We start from the raw sequence: 19128 nt of genomic DNA, 5'->3' as shown, positions 1-19128 counted from the left end.
TTTCCGCCATCCGACGGCCACCCGCGTCGTACGCTCCCGGCCAGGCCCCGTGGACCCACCCGGTCCCATGGCCCCCCTGTACGACGCACACGTAAGGCGGCCCCCCACATGGTCAGCACCGAGTACGAACGCCGGATCGCCGCCCGGTTCGCCGGCTTCGACCAGGACGGCAACGGCTACATCGACCGCGCGGACTTCAACGCGGCGGCCAAGGCCCTGCTCACCGAGTTCGCCGTCCCCGCCCGCTCCGTCACGGGCCAGGCCCTGTACGCCGGCGCGGAGGCGTTCTGGCAGGGCATGGCCGGCATCGCCGACCGGGACGGCGACCAGCGCATCACCCGCCAGGAGTTCGTCACCGGCGCGGTCAAGCGGCTGCGCGACAGCCCCGGCCGGTTCGCCGAGATCGCCCGCCCCTTCCTGCACGCGGCCCTGGCGGTGGCCGACACGGACGCCGACGGGCGGATCACCGTCCCCGACGCCGTCCGCGTCCTGCGCGCCCTGAACGTGCCGGCCGGGCCCGCCGAGGCGGCCGCCGCCGCGCTCGACACCGACGGCGACGGAAGGATCGACGAACGGGACGTCGTCCCGGCCTTCGCCCGCTACTTCACGGTGCCCGAGCAGCCGTGAGGGCCGCCCGGGGCGCCCGGGTTCAGGCGAACACCACGGTCCGGCGGCCGTTGAGCAGGATGCGCCGCTCGGCGTGCCACTTGACGGCCCGCGCCAGCGCCTGGCACTCCACGTCCCGGCCGATGGCCACCAGCTGGTCCGGCGTCACACCGTGCCCGACCCGCTCGACCTCCTGCTCGATGATCGGCCCCTCGTCCAGGTCCGCGGTGACGTAGTGCGCCGTCGCACCGATCAGCTTCACGCCCCGCGCGTGCGCCTGGTGGTACGGCTTCGCGCCCTTGAAGCTCGGCAGGAACGAGTGGTGGATGTTGATGATCCGGCCGCTGAGCTGCTTGCACAGGTCGTCGGAGAGGACCTGCATGTAGCGGGCGAGGACGACCAGTTCGACCCGCTCCTCGCGCACCAGCTCCAGCAGCTTCGCCTCGGCCTCGGGCTTGGTGTCCTTGGTGACCGGGATGTGGTGGAACGGAATGTTGTACGAACCCACCAGCTCTTCGAAATCGGTGTGATTCGACACCACACCGACGATCTCCACCGGGAGCGCGCCGATCCGCGCCCGGAACAGCAGGTCGTTCAGGCAGTGCCCGAACTTGCTGACCATGAGCAGGATGCGCATCTTCTCGTCGGCCCGGTGGATCTGCCAGTCCATGTGGAAGGAGTCCCCGACCGCGGCGAAGCTCGCCCGCAGCTTCTCCACCGTCACCGGCGCGTCGGCCGAGAAGTGGACGCGCATGAAGAACAGTCCCGTGTCGTGGTCGCCGAACTGCTGGCTGTCCTCGATGTTGCAGCCGGTCATGAACAGATAGCTGGACACGGCGTGCACGATGCCCTGCTTGTCCGGGCAGGAGAGCGTGAGGACGTACTGGTCGGCCGGGGCGGCGGCGGAAGCGGACTGGTCTGTCATGCACTACAGGGTCCCATACCGGCCACCCCGCGCGTGCCGCCGCCCGCTAGGCGGAACGGGTCAGGATGCGCAGGACCTCCAGGCTCTTCGGGGCCGCGTCCGGGTCGTCCCCGTCGCTCACCGACATCCGCACGTGCGCGTCCCGCGCCGCCCGCACCGCGTCCGGCCAGCCGGGGTTGTCCAGATACGCGGCGACCGGCGCGTCCGGGCCGACCTGGTGCATGATCCGCAGCAGCCGCAGCACGGCGGTGTCGACGAGCGCCGCCTCCTGCGAGTCCCGGAATATGGTGCCGACGTACTTCTCCGCCGACCAGTTGTCCAGCCAGGTGTCCTCCACCAGCCGGTACACGGCGTCCGTGACGTCGCCGTAGCCGTCGACACCGGCCAGCCAGACCTCGCGCTGGAACACCGGGTCGGAGAGCATGTGCAGCGCCGAGCGCACATTGCTGCGCCACCGCCACCACGGCATGTCGTTCAGGGGCATGCCGCCCATGGTGGAGGAGCGGCGGCCGCGACGGGAAGAGTTCTCCGAACCTTGCACGGTCACCGATCGTACGTTCCGCGCCCGCCGCCGCCCACCGGCCCCCGTAATTCACCTCACCGTCGCCCTTCGTTGAGCAAGGGTCACTCGGGGGTTAGCGGTGTGAGGGAATCGTGCGTGTGCATGACCGGCAGGCGACGCACTCGCACCGTTTCCGTTCCCGCCTCTTCCCGCTCTTCCCGCCCCGTCCGGGCCACCGCCCTCACCGCGTGTGCCGTGGCCCTGTGCGCGTCGCTCACCGCCGCATGCGGGCTCGTCCCCGGTGCCACGGGGGGCTCCGGGGACGAGCCGGTCACGGTGATGACCTGGGCCCCGCAGGACACCGACGCGACCAACAAGCCCGGCATGCCCGCGATGGCCCTCGCCTACGCGAAGTGGGTCAACGCGCACGGCGGCGTGGGCGGCCGTGAGCTGAAGGTGCTCACCTGCAACGACCACAACGACAGCGTGGGCGCCGCGAAGTGCGCCAAGCGCGCCGCGGCCGAGAACGTGGTCGCGGTCGTCGGCTCCTACAGCCAGTTCGGCGACTCCTTCCTCGCCCCGCTGGAGGGGGCCGGCATCCCCTACATCGGCGGCTACGGCGTCACCAACGACGAGTTCACCGGCACCATGTCCTACCCGGTCAACGGCGGCCAGCCCGCCCTGCTGGCCGGCCTCGGCAAGGCCCTCGCGGCCGACTGCGGCAACATCGCCCTGGTCCGCCCCGACAGCATCGCCGGCGACCAGCTGCCCGTGCTGCTCGACTCGGGCCTGAAGGCCGGGGGGCACGCGGACGCCGGCGACCAGCTCGCCGCCGAGGACGCCACCGAGTACGGCGACCAGGCCGAGCGGGCGCTGCGCCACGCGACCGCGGACCCGGCCCGTAAGGGCTGTGTGGTGCCCGCGCTCGGCGACCGCACGGACACCTTCATGGACTCCTTCCGGCGGGCCCGCGCGCACCACCCGGACGTGCGTACGGCGACCGTGCTCGGCAGCGTCGACCAGACGGTGATCAACGCCACCGGCGGGGCCTCGGGGCCGTACGAGGGGGCGTACATCACCGGCTGGTACCCGGCCGCCTCCGATCCGCGCTGGGCCCCGATGAAGAAGGTGATCAGCGAGGCGGCCTTCGACGACGACCGCATCGACCCCGCCGACGCCGGGGTGCAGACCACCTGGATCGCCTACACGGTGCTCCGCGCCGTCCTGGAGGAGATCGGTGACGGCGAGGTGAGCGCCGACGCGGTGCGGCGCACCCTCAACGACGGGCTGCGGGTCTCCACCGGCGGCCTCACCCCGACCCTGAGCTGGCCCTACGCGGGCCGGCTCGCCGGGGTCGGCTTCCCCCGGCTGGTCAACGCCGACGTCACCCTCCAGGTGGTCCGGGACGGCAGGCTGGTCGCGGCCGGGCAGCGCGTCGGCGGCAGGAGGGGGGTCGCCGACATGACCCCGGTGCTGGCGCGGGCCGAGATGCCGTGACGGGCCCCGGTGCCGGGGCCCGCCGGGGGCGTCACAGCTGGGTGGGCTGACGCTGGGTCAGGCCGTACTGCCGGGCGATCGCGTTCCACAGCGGGGCCGCCTGACCCTTCTGCTCGGTCGCGGTCTTGCTCTCCCGGTTGCCCGCCTGGGTCTCGCCGGTGGAGCGCGCCTGCCCCTTGTGGCAGCCCTTGCGCCCCTTGACCTGGCCGGCCCAGGCCGCGTAGTGGTTGTCGGCCGCGGCGGACGCCTGCCAGGCCCTGGTCAGCGCGTCCCTGAGGTGGCCCTGGGCGTGCAGCTTGTCCGTGGGCAGCTTGCTCAGCCGGGTGACCAGCTCGCTGCGCTGCCGGGCCGCGTCCCGCAGATCGGCGGCGGCCCGGTCGAGGTTGTCGCACTTGCGGACGTCGGCCACCGCCTGGATCACCGCGGCACGGCTGCTGCCGCTGTCCGCGAGCAGCTTGTCCAGCTCCACCGCCTGCTGCCGGGCGGGGTCGGCGCTGGGCGAGGCGGGCTCCGAACCGGCCGGGGACGCGGCCACGACCGGCGTGTCGCCGCCGCTCGGCTCCTTGCCGTCGCCGCCGCCGGCGCCGAGCAGGGCGCCGGCGCCCACGCCGACCACGATCAGGCCCACGGCGGCGGCGGCGATCATCGGCACCCGCGACCGGCCGCCGCGCCGCCCGCCGTCGTCGGACCCGTGGTCGTACGACGGCTGCGCCGGGCGGTACGCGGACGGCTCCGGGCCGGGGTAGGCGTCCGGCCGCTGGACGAGCGGGAGCTGCTGGGTGGAGCCGGCCGGGCCGTCGTCGCCCGCCGGGCCGCCGCGGAAGAGGTTGTCGAACTCGGCGGGCGGCTGCCGGTCCCCGCCCGGCACCGGCGCCTGGACCTGGGTCTCGGCGGCGTAGGGCGGGATGTACTGCGTGGCCTCCGCGTCGGAGGGGGCGGGCCCCGTCTGCCGGGGCGCCCGGCCGAGGTAACGGGTCTCCTCGGCGCCCGACTCCGGCGGCAGCGCGCCGGATCCCACCGGCGCGATGTACTGGGTGGCCGCCTCGTCCCCGGGGCCGGCGGGGCCCGCGCCGACCGGCGGGAGGTACTGCGTGGCGGCGTCGGCCGGTGCGTCCTGCACGGGCGGTATGTACTGGGTGGCACCCTCGTCGCCGCCGCCCCCGGCGGCGACCGGCGGGAGGTACTGCGTCGCGGCGTCGGCCGGCGGGGGCAGCGGGGCGGCACCGGCGGGCGGCAGCGGCGCGGCGGGCGCCCCCGGGTACGGCTGCTGGTTCTGCTGCCCCTGGTACGCCTGCTGGTTCTGCTGTGCTGCGTACGGCTGCTGGTTCTGCTGTCCTGCGTACGGCTGCTGGTTCTGCTGTTGCTGGTACGGCTGCTGGGGCTGCTGCCCCGGATACGGCTGCGGGGCCTGCTGGTACGGGCCGGGCGCGCCGTACCCGGACTGCGGGGGCGTGCCGTAGGCGCCGGAGCCGCCGGTCCGAAAGTCGCCGTAGCCGGGCGCCTGGCCGCCGTACGACGGGGCCGGGGCGCCCTCCGGGGGCAGCGGGCCGGGGCCCGCCGCGGCCGGGGGCTGCTGCCCGGGGCCGGTCCACTGCGGTGCCGCCGCCGGGGGCCGGCCCTGGTCCGGCCGGGGCGCCTGCTGCCCGGGCTCCCAGGAACCGTCCCAGGACTGTCCGCCGGCCGGGGCGGCGGGCTCGGGCGGCGCGGTCGTGCCCGGCAGCAGGGGCTCGCCTCCGTCGGAGGGCAGCACGATGCCTTCGCGCGCGGGCCGCGCCGAGGGCTCCTCGCCCTGTCCACTCTGCGTCACCGGGACTCCTACTAATGGGGGACCTTGTGAATCGTCGGCACACGCTACCGGGTCCCCCGAGCCAGGTGCCACGCAGCTCAGGACGTGATCTGCCGTGCTGTGACGGCGATAACAGCACCGGCCCCGCCGAGCGTCACGCGCGGCACCCGGCACCCACCGGGTGCCGTCGCCGTGCGTTCACCTTGCCGCGGGGCCGTTGTTCACGCGGCCTGCTGGAGTTCCAGGCGGGCCCCGAACTCCCGTACCACCGCCTCCTCCCGGAACGGTTCCAGGCGCTGATGGAGGTCGTCCAGATACTCGGCACCCCGGTTGGAGCGCAGCGTCTCCAGCAACTCCACTGCTCTCAGGCCCGTGTTGCAGGCCTGTTCGATCTCGCGCTGCTGCACCTGGGCGGTGGCGAGCAGCACATAGCCGATGGCGCGGCGGCGGGCCCGGGAGGCGGGATGCCCGGCCAGCGACTGCTCGGCGTACCGCGCCGCCTGCTCGGGCTGTCCGAGGTCGCGGTGGCAGTGCGCCAACTCGTCGGCGAGATAGGCCTGGTCGAAGTGCGCGATCCACACCGGGTCGTCCCCGTCGGCGGCGTCCGCGCGGTCCAGCGCCGCCACCGCGCGGCCGCCGGCCGTCTGCGCCGCGCGCGCGTCGCCGAGCAGGGCGTGCCCGCGCGCCTCGGCGGCGTGGAACATCGCTTCCGCGCGCGGGGTGACATGCCCGCGCGCGCCCTCCTGTGCCGCCCGCGCCAACTGGGCGATCTCGCGCGGGTTCCCGAGCTGCGCGGCGAGGTGGCTCATGGAGGCGGCCAGGACGTAACCGCCGTACCCGCGGTCGCCGGCGGCCTGGGCGAGGCGCAGCGACTGGATGTAGTACCGCTGGGCCAGGCCCGGCTGGCCGGTGTCCACCGCCATGTACCCGGCCAGCTCGGTCAACCGGGCGACGGTGGCGAAGAGTTCGCGGCCCACCGCCTCCCGGTAGGAGCCCGCGAGCAGCCCGGACACCACGCTGTTGAGGTAGTGCACGACGACCGGGCGGACGTGCCCGCTGCCGTACTGGTGGTCGAGGTCCACCAGTGCCTGGGTCATGGACCGCACGGCGGCCACGTCGGACTGGCCCACGCGCGGGCCGGCCTGCCGGGCGACCTGGGTGTCCGGTGCCGAGATCAGCCAGTCCCGGCTGGGCTCGACCAGCGCGGAGGCGGCGACGGAGGAGCCGGACAGGAAGTCCCGGCGCCCCACGTCGCTGCGCCACAGCTCGCAGACCTGCTCGATGGCTCCCAGTACCGTCGGCGAGAACTGGAGGCCGACCCCCGAGGCGAGGTTCTTGCCGTTGGCCATGCCGATCTCGTCGATCGTGACCGTCCGGCCGAGCTTGCGCCCGAGCGCCTCGGCGATGATCGCCGGGGCCCGGCCCCGTGGTTGCTGGCCGCGCAGCCAGCGGGCCACGGACGTCTTGTCGTAGCGCAGGTCGAGGCCGTGCTCGGCGCCGCACATGTTGACCCGCCGGGCCAGCCCGGCGTTCGAGCACCCCGCTTCCTGGATGAGTGCCTGCAGCCGTTCGTTCGGCTGCCTCGCCACGAGAGGCCTTGCGGCCATGTGCTTACCCCCTGCGTTGCGATCCCCTGGAGCGTGTTGTCCGACCCCGCGGAGCCCTGGGTTCCGTGCCGGTCGGTCCGGTCGGGACGATCACTGCCCAGTAGACATACCGTCAATGCGCGACATATGCGGTTTGCCGGAAGTGCTGGAGGATGCCGGCCCACTCCCTGGCTACCCCGTCCACGCCCGGCTTCCTCGCGCGCGCCCCCGACCGTGCATCCATGCGCCCCGACCGCCGGACCGATGCTCCTCCCCCGCGCGCGCCCGGGGCCGTAACTCCAGGTGGGCGCGGGAGTTGAGAGGACGTGGAAGAGACGATCGCGGGCGCCCAGAACACTCAGATGGCCGGTCAGATCCCGCAGCAGCGCGGGGCATCGCTGCTGGAGACCGCCGTACGCTACGCCGAGGAGCGGCACTGGGACGTGGTGCCGGGCACCTGGCTGGAGACGGCCGACGGCACCCAGCGCTGCTCTTGTGGTGAGACCGCCTGCCCTGCGCCGGGTGCGCACCCCGCGCGCCCCGACTGGGCGACCCAGGCGACCGGCAGTGCGACCGTCGCGCGCCGGATGTGGCAGAAGCAGCCGGCGGCGTCGATCCTGCTGCCGACGGGCCGGACGTTCGAGGCGTTGTCCGTCCCGGAGAGCGCCGGGTTCCTGGCGCTCGCCCGGATGGAGCGGATGGAGCTGACGCTCGGGCCGGTCACGCTGACCCCCGACCGGCGGATGCAGTTCTTCGTGCTTCCGGGGGCCTCGGCGAAGGTGGCGGAGCTGGTGCGGAGGCTGGGCTGGTCGCTGCCGTCACTGGACCTGGTGGCACTGGGCGAGGGCGCGTACGTGGCGGCGCCGCCCACCCGGTTCGGGTCCCGGGGCGCCGTGCAGTGGGCCCGCCGCCCGACTCCGGCGAACCGCTGGCTGCCGGACGTGGAGGAGCTGATCTCGCCGCTGGCCTACGCCTGCGGAAGGGATCGCTGACCGGTTCCCCTGCCGAACACGTGCCCTAAAGCTCCGTTTCCGCGGTCAACACCCCTCATTTGAGTGACACCGCGCGATGAATGATCGCCGTGTGTGAGGGGATCTTCCTGGCAGGGAGCGGACCGCTCGGGGAAAAGCCGGTCCGAGGGGATTGACCCTGAGAGCTCGGGGCTCCGGGTCAGCACAGGGGAGGACAGGCCCCGGCGCCGCACGGCGCCGGGGCCCCTGCCCGTCTCGGGCACGGTTCAGCGCTTGGCCACGAACACATGGGAGGCGACGTCCGCCTCCAGCTCGGCCGCCTCACCGCCGCTGCCCACCAGCACACCGCCGGGCGACTCGGTCACGCTCACCACCGAGCCGGGCTGCACCCCCGCCCGCCGCAGGGTGTACATCAGTTGCGCGTCCGTCTGGATCGGCTCCCCGATACGGCGCACGACGACCGTCTTGCCGTCCGTGCCCGCGGCCAGGTCGGCCAGCGAGACCATCCCCTCGTCCAGGAACGGGTCGGCGCCGTCCTTCTCGCCCAGCTCCTCCAGGCCCGGGATGGGGTTGCCGTACGGCGACTCGGTGGGGTGCCGCAGCAGCTCCAGCACCCGCCGCTCCACGGCCTCGCTCATCACGTGCTCCCAGCGGCACGCCTCCGCGTGCACCTGCTCCCACTCCAGCCCGATCACGTCGACGAGCAGGCACTCGGCCAGGCGGTGCTTGCGCATCACGCGCGTCGCCAGCCGGCGCCCCTCCTCCGTGAGCTCCAGGTGCCGGTCGCTGGCCACGGACACCAGACCGTCACGCTCCATGCGCGCCACCGTCTGGCTCACCGTCGGCCCGCTCTGGTCCAGCCGCTCCGCGATGCGGGCGCGCATGGGGACGACGCCTTCCTCTTCGAGTTCGAGGATGGTGCGGAGATACATCTCCGTGGTGTCGATCAGTCCGGACATACGTGCCCCTCGATTACCTCTGCCGGCAGCCCGGCGCGTGCGCGGCCCCCCTGTACATCAATTCTGCCGGATGCCACTGACAACCGGGCGGCACCGGGGAAACAGGGCCGTTGGGGAGGGGGTACGGGCCGTCACCACCAGACGGGTGCGCGGGGCGGTCGCGCCCGCGCGGGGCGATCGTAGCGCGGTGCCGGTCCCGGCCGCGGGGCGCGGCTGCCGCCGGCGGCCGTCGGCCGGCGGGCGGTGTCGCCGGGTGCCGGTGCGGTGCCCTGCCAACGTGTGCCCCGGCCGTATTGACACCGCGATGGTCCAGACCGCACCGTGATCCGCGACACAGACGCTGCGAAGGGGCAACGCATGAGCGACGGCACGCCTGCCGACCTGTTCTTCGACGCCGCCATCGGCCTGCTGCAACGGGTCCGCGACGAGGAGGCCGAGGCGATCACCGCGGCCGGTGCCCTGCTCGCCGACACCGTCGCGGCCGGCGGTCGCCTGTTCGCGTTCGGCGCCGGACACTCCTCGCTGGCCGCCCAGGACGTCGTCTACCGCGCGGGCGGCCTGGCGCTGATGAACCTGCTCGCCGTCCCCGGAGTCGTCGGCGTCGACGTCACCCCGGCCACCCTCGGCTCCGCGCTCGAACGGGTCGACGGCCTGGCCGGCGCCGTCCTGGACACCTCGCCGGTGCGCGCCGGGGACACCCTGGTGATCATCTCCCTCTCCGGCCGCAACGCCCTTCCCGTGGAGATGGCCCTCGGTGCCCGCGCCCGCGGCCTGAAGGTCATCGGCGTGACCTCGGTGGCGTACGCCGCCGAGACCTCGTCCCGGCACGCCTCCGGCACCTTCCTGAAGGACCACTGCGACATCGTCCTGGACTCCAAGATCGCCGTGGGGGACGCGGAACTCACCCTGGACACCATCCCGGCGCCCTTCGCCCCCGCCTCCACGGTCGTCACCACCGCCCTGCTCCAGGCCGTCATGGCGACCACCGCCGCCACTCTCGCCGACCGCGGCATCGAGCCGCCGCTGCTGCGCTCCGGCAACGTCGACGGCGGACACGAGTGGAACGGCCGGGTGATGACGCAGTACGGCGACCGGATCTTCTACCGCCGCTGACCGCCGCTGACCACGCACCACGCACCGGGGGGGGCCTGTCACCCCCCGGAGGCCTACGGCGCGCCGGGTGCCCTGCGCTCGCGTGCGGTGTCCGCCAGGTCCAGGGCCGCCGCGATCCGCAGGGCGACGTCCTCGGCGTAGGCGGTGTCGGCCCGCTCGAAGCGGCTGCGGCCGGCGCCGCGCAGGAAGGTCAGCACGCCCAGCGTCCGCCCCCGGCTGCGCAGCACCGCGCACAGCGCGTACACCGCGTCGTCGGGCCACTGCCGTTCCAGCGCCCACTCCCGTGCCCGCTCGGCCGGCACCTCACCGGCCTCCGCGCGCACCGCCCCGGCCCGCCGCACGCACTGCCGCGCCGGGTGCCCCTCCGGGTAGCGCACGGGCAGTCCGGCCGCGCCCGTCAGCAGGCCCGCCCCGGGTGGCGTGGCGGCGAGCCGGACCAGCCGGACCGGTCCCGCCTCGCCCTCGCCCTCCGTCCGCGGGCCGTCCGCCAGCCGGTCGATCAGGGCGTGGTCGGCGAACCCGGCGAGGGCGAAGTCCAGCTGCACGGTGGCCGCCTCCGCCGGGTCCTCGCACTCGGCGGCGGCCCGGGCCGCCCGGTGCAGCTGGTTGGACCGGAACCGCAGCAGGGCCGCCTCCTGCTGGTCCTGCCTCGCCTCGGTGACGTCCTGGAACATCCAGCCGACGCCGAGCGGCACCGGCTCCTCGGCGAGCGGCGAGGCCAGCCGCAGGAACCCGTTGCGCCAGCAGCGCCGCCGCTCGCCCTCGGGCGTGCGCACGACCACCCACATCTCGGCGGGGGCGGGCGGCGCGCCTTCGGCCAGGACGTGGGTCAGCGCGGCCTCCAGCTCCTGCGCGCCCTGCGCGAGCAGTTCGCCGAGCGGCCGGCCCAGCGCCGAGGTCCGCCCGACGCCCAGGGACCGCGCCGCGTAGGCGTTGACCACGGCGGGCCGCAGATCGGCGTCGACGAGGACGACCCCCCAGGCGGCGTCCTCGAACAGCGCCTCGCTCAGCGCGATGGACCGCTCCAGGTCGATCTGCGCGTGCACCTCGCTGAACGCGCAGTACACCCCCGCCGGTTTCCCGTCCGGTCCGCGCACGGCGGCCGACTGGGTGCGGACGAGGATCCGCCCGCCGTCCTTGGTCACCAGCGCGAACTCGTGCACCTGACGGCCCGGCGCGTGCATCGCCGACATCAGCCGGGCCTGCACCTCCTCGGCGTCGGCACTGCGCACCGCCCATCCGGCGAACCCCTGCCGGCCGACGGCCTCGGCGGCCGTCCAGCCGAGGATCCGCTCGGCCTCCCGGTTCCAGTGCGTGACGACCCCGTCGGCGTCGAACGCGCACAACGCCGCGTCCATCCCGTCGAGCAGTGCGGCCAGCAGGTCGGAGCCCGGCTCACCGGGCTCGTCCGGCCCCAGCTCGTCCGTGATCCCACTCCGCCGCGAAGCACTCACCTGGACCCCCTGGAAACTGCCTGCGCGCCCGTTCACACGGCGCCCGGTTCCCTCACCGGCCTTCATTCAACTGGAACGTGACCCAGCACACACCCTGTTCCCGTAAGAAAAAACAGTTGAGTGCGTCCCGGGTGCTTCCTACGCTGTCGGTACACGAGAAGGGAGGTGGTTCGGCAGATGTATGACAACCGGACGCGTGAGGTGGCTGCGGGCTAGCGGCCCGACACCACACCATGTGCGGTGCCGGACCAGCGCGTGAGAGATGCGCGCAGCCGGCCCAATCCCAAGCAGTCACCCGACCCGCGGGCTGCCGGTACGTCCGGCCGGCTCCTCGTTTGAGGAACCCAGCCCGCGGGTCGTCTGCGTTCTCGGGGTTCTCCGGGTGTACGTGGCCCCGGGGGGTCAGGGGCTGAGGCGTTCGACAGTCCAGGTGCCGTCCGGCCGGGCGGTGTAGCGCAGCCGGTCGTGGAGGCGGTTGGCGCGGCCCTGCCAGAACTCGACGGTCTCCGGGACGATCCGGAAGCCGCCCCAGTGCGGGGGCACCGGGACCTGTTCGTCCTCCGGGTAGCGGGCCTCCAGTTCGGCGTAGGCCGCGTCGAGTTCCGAGCGGGAGGCGATCACCGTGGACTGGGCGCTGGCCCAGGCGCCCAGCTGGGAGCCGTGCGGGCGGGTACGGAAGTAGGCGGCGGTCTCGTCGCGCCCGGTGCGCCGGGCGGTGCCGGACACGATGACCTGGCGGGCCAGCGGGTGCCAGGGGAAGAGCAGCGAGACGTGCGGGTTCCGCGCGAGGTCGAGGGCCTTGCGGGAGCCGTAGTTGGTGTAGAAGACGAAGCCCTCGGTGTCGTACTGCTTCAACAGGACCGTGCGGGAGCTGGGGCGGCCGGCCTCGTCCACCGTGGAGACGACCATGGCGTTGGGCTCGTAGAGCGTGCCGTGCAGGGCGGCCCGGGCGGCGTCCTCGAACCAGCGGGCGAACTGGTCCATCGGATGGGTGGCGAGGTCCTCCTCGGCGAAGCCGTCGGCCCGGTACTGCTTGCGCATGGCGGCGGGGTCGAGAACGGGGTCCGGAAGCGGGTCGCGATCGGTCACGCGGTCATCTTGCCGTATAGAACGGGTATGGCACGGGGTGTCGTGTGGTCTCCCCAACCGTGGCACCGGGCGTTATCGTGCTGCTCCCTTTGCGGTTGGGTTGACCATGGGTGACCGCCGGCACATCGAGGTGTCACCGGGACGACCGCCGTCCACACTTCACGAGGAGCCGCCTGATGTCCGACTTCGTACCCGGACTCGAAGGAGTCGTCGCGTTCGAGACGGAGATCGCCGAACCGGACAAGGAGGGCGGCGCCCTGCGCTACCGGGGCGTCGACATCGAGGACCTGGTCGGTCACGTCTCGTTCGGCAATGTGTGGGGGCTGCTGGTCGACGGCGCCTTCAACCCCGGTCTGCCGCCCGCCGAACCGTTCCCGATCCCGGTGCACTCCGGTGACATCCGGGTGGACGTGCAGTCGGCGCTCGCCATGCTCGCCCCCGTGTGGGGCCTGCGGCCGCTGCTCGACATCGACGAGCGCCAGGCCCGCGACGACCTGGCCCGGGCCGCGGTCATGGCCCTGTCCTACGTCGCCCAGTCCGCGCGCGGGCAGGGCCTGCCGATGGTGCCGCAGCGGGAGATCGACAAGGCCCACTCGGTGGTGGAGCGGTTCATGATCCGCTGGCGTGGCGAGCCGGACCCCAAGCACGTCGCGGCCGTCGACGCGTACTGGACGTCCGCCGCCGAGCACGGCATGAACGCCTCCACCTTCACCGCCCGGGTCATCGCCTCCACGGGCGCCGATGTCGCCGCCGCGCTGTCGGGCGCGGTGGGCGCTATGTCCGGGCCGCTGCACGGCGGCGCGCCCTCCCGGGTGCTCGGCATGATCGAGGAGATCGAGCGCACGGGCGACGCGGAGTCCTACGTCAAGGGGGCCCTGGACCGGGGCGAGCGGCTGATGGGCTTCGGGCACCGGGTGTACCGGGCCGAGGACCCGCGGGCCCGGGTGCTGCGGCGTACGGCGCGGGAGCTGGGGGCGCCGCGGTTCGAGGTGGCCGAGGCGCTGGAGAAGGCCGCGCTGGAGGAGCTGCACAACCGGCGGCCGGACCGGGTGCTGGCCACGAACGTGGAGTTCTGGGCCGCGATCGTGCTGGACTTCGCCGAGGTGCCGGCGCACATGTTCACGTCGATGTTCACGTGCGCCCGCACCGCGGGGTGGTCCGCCCACATCCTCGAACAGAAGCGCACGGGGCGGCTGGTGCGTCCGTCGGCGCGGTATGTGGGGCCGGGGCCGCGCAGTCCCCGGGACATCCAGGGGTACGGGGGCATCGCCCGCTGAGAGGGAGCCCGGGGAGACGGTCAGGCCGGTGTCAGCAAGTCCTGGTGATGCCGCTCCGCCACCAGCGGGTGCGCCCTCAGCTTGCCCTTGAGTTCGTTGTAGCCGTACTCGGCGTACAGGGGGTTGGCCGGGTCGGTGGTGACGCCGGGGGCCTCGGCGGCGTGCGGGAAGGGCAGGGGGTCGATCCGCGCGTCCAGGCGGGGGTTGTAGAAGAACGGCACCGAGTAGCGCTCGGTGGCACCGGGCGGGCTGACGACGCGGTGGTTGGTGGCCAGCAGATAGCCGTTGGTCGCCACCTCCAGCAGTTCGCCGAGGTTGACGACGAAGGCGCCCTCGATGGGCGGTACGTCGTGGAAGCGGCCGTCCTCGCGCTGGACCTGGAGGCCGCCGACCGCGTCCTGGAGGAGCAGGGTGAGGAAGCCGTAGTCCTTGTGGGCGCCCACGCCCTGGCCGGTGCCGTCGGCCGCGCTGCCGGGGTAGCGGACCAGCTTGAGGTGCGGGTGGGCGTGGTCGCCGAAGACCGGGTCGTAGAAGCCGGCCGGGGCGCCGATGGCGGTCAGCAGCTCGCGCAGCAGGCGGTGGGCGACCGCGCTGAGCCGGTCGATCCAGGCGAGGGCGGCGGTGCGCAGCCCGGGCAGCGCGGCGGGCCACTGGTTGGGGCCCTGGAGCCACCAGTACGGGGGCTCGCCGGGGCCGGGGACCCGGGCGGGGCGTTCGGCGCCGATGTCGAGCTGGTCGCGCCAGTCGCGGGCGCCGCCGGTGCGCTCGTCGCCGGTGCGGGTGTAGCCCCTGAAGTGCGGGGAGTTGACGTTGTCGAGGGCGAGCCGGTCGGCCTCGGGGAGGGCGAAGAAGGCGCGCATGGCGGTGAGCAGCGCCTCCGTCTCGGCCCCGGTCACGCCGTGTCCGACGAGCTGGAAGAAGCCGACGTCGTGGGCGGCGCTGTGCAGTTGGGCGTGGAGCAGGGCACGGGCCTGGGGGCCTCGGTCGGCGGCCGACAGGTCGATGATCGGGAGCTGGTCGTACGACATCGCTGTATGCGTGGTCATGGTGCGTCCGCGGGTGTACGGGGCACGGCGGCCGCCGAGGGGTACGGGCGGCCCCCGGTGCCGGAAAAAGGGAGAAAGAAAAGGAGATGCAGGGGGCTGTCAGGCGCAGAGGCGCCGACAGCCCGTGCTCGTGACGCGCACGTAGTCCACGTGGCGGCGGCGGACGAGCATCGGATGCATGGGCCAAGGGTAACGCGCCGCGTGGGAGGTGCCGCCGTACGGCCTTCTCAGCCCAGCGCCCCGTCCAGCAGGGCCGCCCACTGGGCGACGACCCGTTCGCGGCGGGCGGTGTCGTCGGTGAGGAGGTTGGCCAGGCCCAGGCCGCGGGCCATGTCGAGGAGGCCCTGGACGGTCTCGCGGACGCCGGGGCGGGACTCGTCGGCGCCGAGGAGTTCGACGGCTATGCGGTGGGTCTCGCGGCCCACCCGGGCCTCCAGCTCGGTCACCCGCGGACGCAGCTGCTCCTCGTCGGAGGCGGCGACCCACAGGTGCAGGGCGGCGCGGAAGAGCGGGCCGGTGTAGAGGTCGACGAGGGCGGACACGACGGCCCGGCGGTCGGCGGGGCCGTCGGGGAACAGGGCGCGCAGCGCCAGCGAGCGCTCCTCGGAGACGTACTCGACGGCCGCGGTGAAGAGGTCTTCCCGGGTCGGGAAGTGGTGCTGGGCGGCGCCCCGGGAGACGCCGGCGCGTTCGGCGACGACGGTGACCGTGGAACCCGCCCAGCCGCGCTCGGCGAGGCAGGCCACGGCGGCCTCCAGGAGCCGCTGCCGGGTGGCCCGGCTGCGGTCCTGCTTGGGCACGCGCTCGCGTTCGGTCGTACTCACACCACCCATGCCGCCTCACGTCTTTCCAGGAAGGCCGTCATCCCCTCCCGGGCCTGGCCGGAGGAGAACAGCCGGGCCGTCAGCGCGGTCAGCTCGGCCGCGTCCCGGTCGAATGTCTCCAGCACCCTAGCCGTGAGCAGCCGTTTCGTCTCGGCCAGGGCCTCGGGGGAGGCCCGGCGCAGGCCGTCCAGGACGGGGGCGAGGGCGTCGTCCACGTCGTCCGCCGTCGCCGTCAGCAGGCCCAGCCGCACGGCTTCGGCCGGGCCGAAGCGCTCACCGGTGAGGTAGTAGCGGGCCAGGGCGCGGGGGTCGGCGCGCGGGAGCACCGGCAGGGAGATCACGGCGGGGGCGACGCCGATGCGCACCTCGGTGAAGGCGAAGGTGGCCGCGGCGGAGGCGGCGGTGATGTCGCAGGCGGCGAGCAGTCCGAGGCCGCCGGCGCGGACATGGCCGGTGACCCGGGCGACGACCGGTTTGGGCAGCTCCACGATCCGCCGCAACAGGGCCACCAGGTCCTCCGGGGCGGGCGGGTCGCGCAGGTCGGCGCCGGCGCAGAACGTCGTACCGGTGTGGGTGAGGACCACGGCCCGCACCGTCGGGTCCGCGCCGCAGTCGGCCAGGGCGTCGGCGAGGCCGGTGACGAGGGCCGCGGACAGGGCGTTGCGGGTGTCGGTGGCGTCGAGACTGAGCGTCTGAACGGCACGCGCGCGGGTCCGGCCGATGGGCACGGCGGGGTCGGTCATGGGCGCTCCCTGAGCTGTCGGCGCAGGATCTTGCCGGAGGCGGCGCGGGGGACGGTGTCGGTGAAGGTGATCCGGCGGACGCGTTTGTACGGGGCGACGCGCTCGGCGACGAATGCCAGCACCTCGTCCTCGGCCGGGCCGTCGGCGCCGGGGTGGCGGACGACGAAGGCGTGCGGGATCTCGTTGCCGTCCTCGTCGCGGGCACCGATCACGGCGGCGTCGGCGATGCCGGGGTGGGTGAGCAGCAGGGCCTCCAGTTCGGCGGGGGCCACCTGGTAGCCCTTGTACTTGATGAGTTCCTTCACCCGGTCCACGACGAACAGCCAGCCGTCCGCGTCGGCGTATCCGACGTCCCCGGTGTGCAGCCAGCCGTCGGGGTCGATCAGGGCGGCGGTGGCGTCGGGGCGGCCCAGGTAGCCCTTCATCACCTGCGGGCCGCGGATCAGGATCTCGCCGGACTCGCCGGGGCCGAGGTCCCGGCCGGTGCCGTCCAGGGCGACGATCCGCATCTCGGTGCCGGCGACGAGCCGGCCGACCGTGCCGGCGGGGGCCTCGCGCAGCCGGTCCAGGGGGACGACGTGGGTGCCGGGCGACAGCTCCGTCATGCCGTACGCCTGGCCGATCGGGGGCAGGCCGAGCCGTTTCGAGCAGGCGCGGGCGAGCCGGGCGTCCAGCGGGGCGGCGGCGCTGACGACGTACTCCAGGCAGGAGAGGTCGTAGCGGCCGACCGCCGGGTGCTTGGCCAGGGCGAGGACGATCGGCGGGGCCACGTACAGGCCGGTGATGCGGTGCTTGTCGATGGCGGCCAGGAAGGTCTCCAGCTCGAAGCGGGGCAGGACGACGACGGTGGCACCCTTGCGCAGGGGCCCGTTCATCAGCGCGGTGAGGCCGTAGATGTGGAAGAACGGCAGGACCGCGAGGATGCGGTCACCGGGGCCGGCCGGGACGGCGGACTCCAGCTGGGCGAGGTTGGTGGCGATCTGCCGGTGGGTGAGCATCACGCCCTTGGGGGTGCCGGTGGTGCCGGAGGAGTACGGCAGCACGGCGATGTCCTCGGCCGGGTCGATGGCGACCCGCGGTTCGGGGTCGGTGGTGGCGAGCAGATCGGTCAGCGAGCGGTGCCCGGGCGCGCTGTCGCACACCAGGATCTCCCGGACACCGCCCGCCAGTTCCGCGGCCCGGCGGGCGGTGGGCAGCAGCGGGGAGACGGTGACGAGCCAGCGGGCCGCGCTGTCGCGCAGCTGCCGGGCGAGTTCCTCGGCGGTGGCGAGCGGGTGCGCGGTGGTGACGGTGGCTCCGGCGCGGGTGGCGGCGTAGAACGCGGTGGGGAAGGCGATGGTGTTGGGGCTGTGCAGGGCGAGGACGTCGCCTTTGCGTACGCCGGTGCCGGCGAGGGCGGCGGCGAGACGCCGGTGGAACCGGTCCACCTGCTCGTACGTGAGGGTGGTGCCGTCCGTGCCGTCGATCAGGGCGGGCCGGTCGCCGAAGGCGGCGGCGTGGCCCAGGACGGCCTCGTGGATGGGGAGTTCCACGGGCAAAACGTCTGCGTACTCGCTGCGGAACACGGTTCCTCCTCACGCGGGGCCGCTCAGTACGACTTGGGCAGGCCCAGGCTCTGGTGGGAGACGTAGTTGAGGATCATTTCCCGGCTCACCGGGGCGATGCGTGCCACGCGGGCGGCGGTGATCAGCGAGGCGAGCCCGAACTCCCGGGTGAGGCCGTTGCCGCCGAGGGTGTGCACGGCCTGGTCGACGGCCCGCACACAGGCCTCGCCCGCCGCGTACTTGGCCATGTTGGCGGCCTCGCCCGCGCCGATGTCGTCCCCGGAGTCGTAGAGAAGGGCCGCTTTCTGCATCATCAGCCGGGCCAGCTCCAGGTCGATGTGGGCCTGCGCCAGGGGGTGGGCGATGGCCTGGTGGGCGCCGATGGGGGCCTTCCAGACGGTGCGCTCACGGGCGTACCCGACGGCCCTGGCGAGGGCGTAGCGGCCCATGCCGATCGCGAACGCGGCCGTCATGATCCGTTCGGGGTTCAGCCCGGCGAACAGGTGCAGCAGGCCGGCGTCCTCGTCGCCCACGAGTGCCTCCGCGGGCAGCCGGACGTCGTCCAGGACGAGCTCGAACTGCTTCTCGGCCGCGTTGAGTTCCATGGGAATGGGGTGTTTTTGGAAGCCATCGGCGTCCGTGGGGACGATGAACAGGCAGGGCTTGAGGGTGCCGGTGCGGGCGTCCTCGGTGCGGCCGACGACGAGGACGGCGTCGGCGATGTCGACCCCGGAGACGAAGACCTTGCGGCCGGTGAGCAGCCAGTCGGTGCCGTCCCGGCGGGCCGTGGTGGTGATGCGGTGGCTGTTGGAGCCGGCGTCGGGTTCGGTGATGCCGAAGGCCATCAGACGGGTGCCGTCGGCGAGTTGGGGCAGCCATGTCCGCTTCTGCTCCTCGGTGCCGAAGCGGGCGATCACCGTGCCGCAGATGGCGGGCGACACGACGAGCATGAGGAGCGGGGAGCCGGCGGCGCCCAGCTCTTCGAGGACGATGGAGAGTTCGGCTATGCCGCCGCCTCCGCCGCCGTACTCCTCGGGGAGGTTGACGCCGAGATAGCCGAGCCTGCCGGCGTCGGTCCAGAGTTCGGCGGGGGGTTTGCCCTCGGCGACCGTGCGGGTGACGTAGTCGCGGCCGTAGCGCTTGCCGAGGGCGGCTACCGCGGCGCGCAGGGCCTTGTGCTCTTCGGACTCGATGACGGCGGTCATG

Annotated in this window: 17 protein-coding genes; 5 read left to right on the top strand and 12 right to left on the bottom strand. The window is 73.6% G+C overall.

The window, feature by feature from the left end:
• Positions 1-108: 108 nt before the first annotated feature.
• Positions 109-627 (top strand): EF-hand domain-containing protein, encoded by a 519-nt coding sequence (locus ABD350_RS26100; RefSeq protein WP_344350813.1) that lies wholly within the window; start codon positions 109-111, stop codon positions 625-627.
• A 22-nt stretch (positions 628-649) separates the two neighbouring features.
• Here the strand turns inward: ABD350_RS26100 and purU are convergent, their stop codons facing one another.
• A complete protein-coding gene (gene purU, locus ABD350_RS26095; protein ID WP_344350812.1) occupies positions 650-1531 on the bottom strand; it encodes a formyltetrahydrofolate deformylase in 882 nt (293 codons plus the stop codon).
• Between the two features lie 46 nt (positions 1532-1577).
• Positions 1578-2078: an SCO4402 family protein gene (locus tag ABD350_RS26090; RefSeq protein WP_249458869.1), complete on the bottom strand. Its 501-nt coding sequence runs from the start codon at positions 2076-2078 to the stop codon at positions 1578-1580.
• Positions 2079-2195: 117 nt separating this feature from the next.
• On the opposite strand from ABD350_RS26090, the gene ABD350_RS26085 reads away from it, so the two are divergent.
• Positions 2196-3530 carry an ABC transporter substrate-binding protein gene (locus tag ABD350_RS26085; RefSeq protein ID WP_344350811.1) on the top strand — a complete coding sequence of 445 codons (1335 nt, stop codon included), beginning with the start codon at positions 2196-2198 and terminating at the stop codon, positions 3528-3530.
• Between the two features lie 31 nt (positions 3531-3561).
• On the opposite strand, the gene ABD350_RS26080 is transcribed toward ABD350_RS26085, so the two are convergent.
• Positions 3562-5337 (bottom strand): hypothetical protein, encoded by a 1776-nt coding sequence (locus ABD350_RS26080; RefSeq protein ID WP_344350810.1) that lies wholly within the window; start codon positions 5335-5337, stop codon positions 3562-3564.
• A gap of 200 nt (positions 5338-5537) precedes the next feature.
• Positions 5538-6923 (bottom strand): NsdA family TPR-like regulatory protein, encoded by a 1386-nt coding sequence (locus ABD350_RS26075; RefSeq protein WP_344350809.1) that lies wholly within the window; start codon positions 6921-6923, stop codon positions 5538-5540.
• 305 nt (positions 6924-7228) lie between these two features.
• Here ABD350_RS26075 and ABD350_RS26070 point away from each other — a divergent pair, with 305 nt between their 5' ends.
• Positions 7229-7894 carry a bifunctional DNA primase/polymerase gene (locus ABD350_RS26070; protein WP_344350808.1) on the top strand — a complete coding sequence of 222 codons (666 nt, stop codon included), beginning with the start codon at positions 7229-7231 and terminating at the stop codon, positions 7892-7894.
• Positions 7895-8139: 245 nt separating this feature from the next.
• Here ABD350_RS26070 and ABD350_RS26065 read toward each other — a convergent pair whose 3' ends face one another.
• A complete protein-coding gene (locus ABD350_RS26065; RefSeq protein WP_344350807.1) occupies positions 8140-8832 on the bottom strand; it encodes an iron-dependent transcriptional repressor DtxR in 693 nt (230 codons plus the stop codon).
• Positions 8833-9189: 357 nt separating this feature from the next.
• Between ABD350_RS26065 and ABD350_RS26060 the strand changes: the two genes are divergently transcribed.
• Complete coding sequence (locus ABD350_RS26060; RefSeq protein ID WP_344350806.1) at positions 9190-9945, top strand: SIS domain-containing protein; 756 nt, start codon at positions 9190-9192, stop codon at positions 9943-9945.
• Between the two features lie 53 nt (positions 9946-9998).
• On the opposite strand, the gene ABD350_RS26055 is transcribed toward ABD350_RS26060, so the two are convergent.
• Together ABD350_RS26055 and pdxH are read right to left on the bottom strand one after the other, a co-directional pair.
• The gene (locus tag ABD350_RS26055; protein WP_344350804.1) at positions 9999-11399 is read right to left on the bottom strand and encodes a PAS domain-containing protein; all 1401 of its coding nucleotides are present in this window, start codon (positions 11397-11399) and stop codon (positions 9999-10001) included.
• 402 nt (positions 11400-11801) lie between these two features.
• Positions 11802-12488 carry a pyridoxamine 5'-phosphate oxidase gene (gene pdxH, locus ABD350_RS26050; RefSeq protein WP_344350803.1) on the bottom strand — a complete coding sequence of 229 codons (687 nt, stop codon included), beginning with the start codon at positions 12486-12488 and terminating at the stop codon, positions 11802-11804.
• Positions 12489-12664: 176 nt separating this feature from the next.
• Between pdxH and ABD350_RS26045 the strand changes: the two genes are divergently transcribed.
• Positions 12665-13765 carry a citrate synthase 2 gene (locus ABD350_RS26045; protein WP_344350802.1) on the top strand — a complete coding sequence of 367 codons (1101 nt, stop codon included), beginning with the start codon at positions 12665-12667 and terminating at the stop codon, positions 13763-13765.
• 20 nt (positions 13766-13785) lie between these two features.
• Here ABD350_RS26045 and ABD350_RS26040 read toward each other — a convergent pair whose 3' ends face one another.
• The 5 genes from ABD350_RS26040 to ABD350_RS26020 form a co-directional block, all read right to left on the bottom strand.
• Positions 13786-14811 carry an isopenicillin N synthase family dioxygenase gene (locus ABD350_RS26040; protein WP_344350801.1) on the bottom strand — a complete coding sequence of 342 codons (1026 nt, stop codon included), beginning with the start codon at positions 14809-14811 and terminating at the stop codon, positions 13786-13788.
• A 227-nt stretch (positions 14812-15038) separates the two neighbouring features.
• Positions 15039-15644: a TetR/AcrR family transcriptional regulator gene (locus tag ABD350_RS26035; protein ID WP_344350799.1), complete on the bottom strand. Its 606-nt coding sequence runs from the start codon at positions 15642-15644 to the stop codon at positions 15039-15041.
• Positions 15632-16378, bottom strand: a complete 747-nt coding sequence (locus tag ABD350_RS26030) for an enoyl-CoA hydratase family protein (RefSeq protein ID WP_344350798.1) — start codon at positions 16376-16378, stop codon at positions 15632-15634. The genes ABD350_RS26035 and ABD350_RS26030 overlap by 13 nt, the downstream gene beginning before the upstream one ends.
• Positions 16375-17943, bottom strand: a complete 1569-nt coding sequence (locus ABD350_RS26025) for a 4-coumarate--CoA ligase family protein (protein ID WP_344350797.1) — start codon at positions 17941-17943, stop codon at positions 16375-16377. Before ABD350_RS26025 ends, ABD350_RS26030 begins: the two co-directional genes overlap by 4 nt.
• A gap of 23 nt (positions 17944-17966) precedes the next feature.
• Entirely contained in the window at positions 17967-19127 is a 1161-nt protein-coding gene (locus tag ABD350_RS26020) for an acyl-CoA dehydrogenase family protein (protein ID WP_344350796.1), read from the bottom strand.
• Position 19128: the final 1 nt, after the last annotated feature.

It is taken from the genome of Streptomyces nogalater (genome assembly GCF_039532885.1).
Lineage (GTDB): Bacteria > Actinomycetota > Actinomycetes > Streptomycetales > Streptomycetaceae > Streptomyces > Streptomyces nogalater.
Note: the sequence above shows the minus strand (reverse complement) of the source record. Positions and strands in the feature narration are given on the sequence as shown.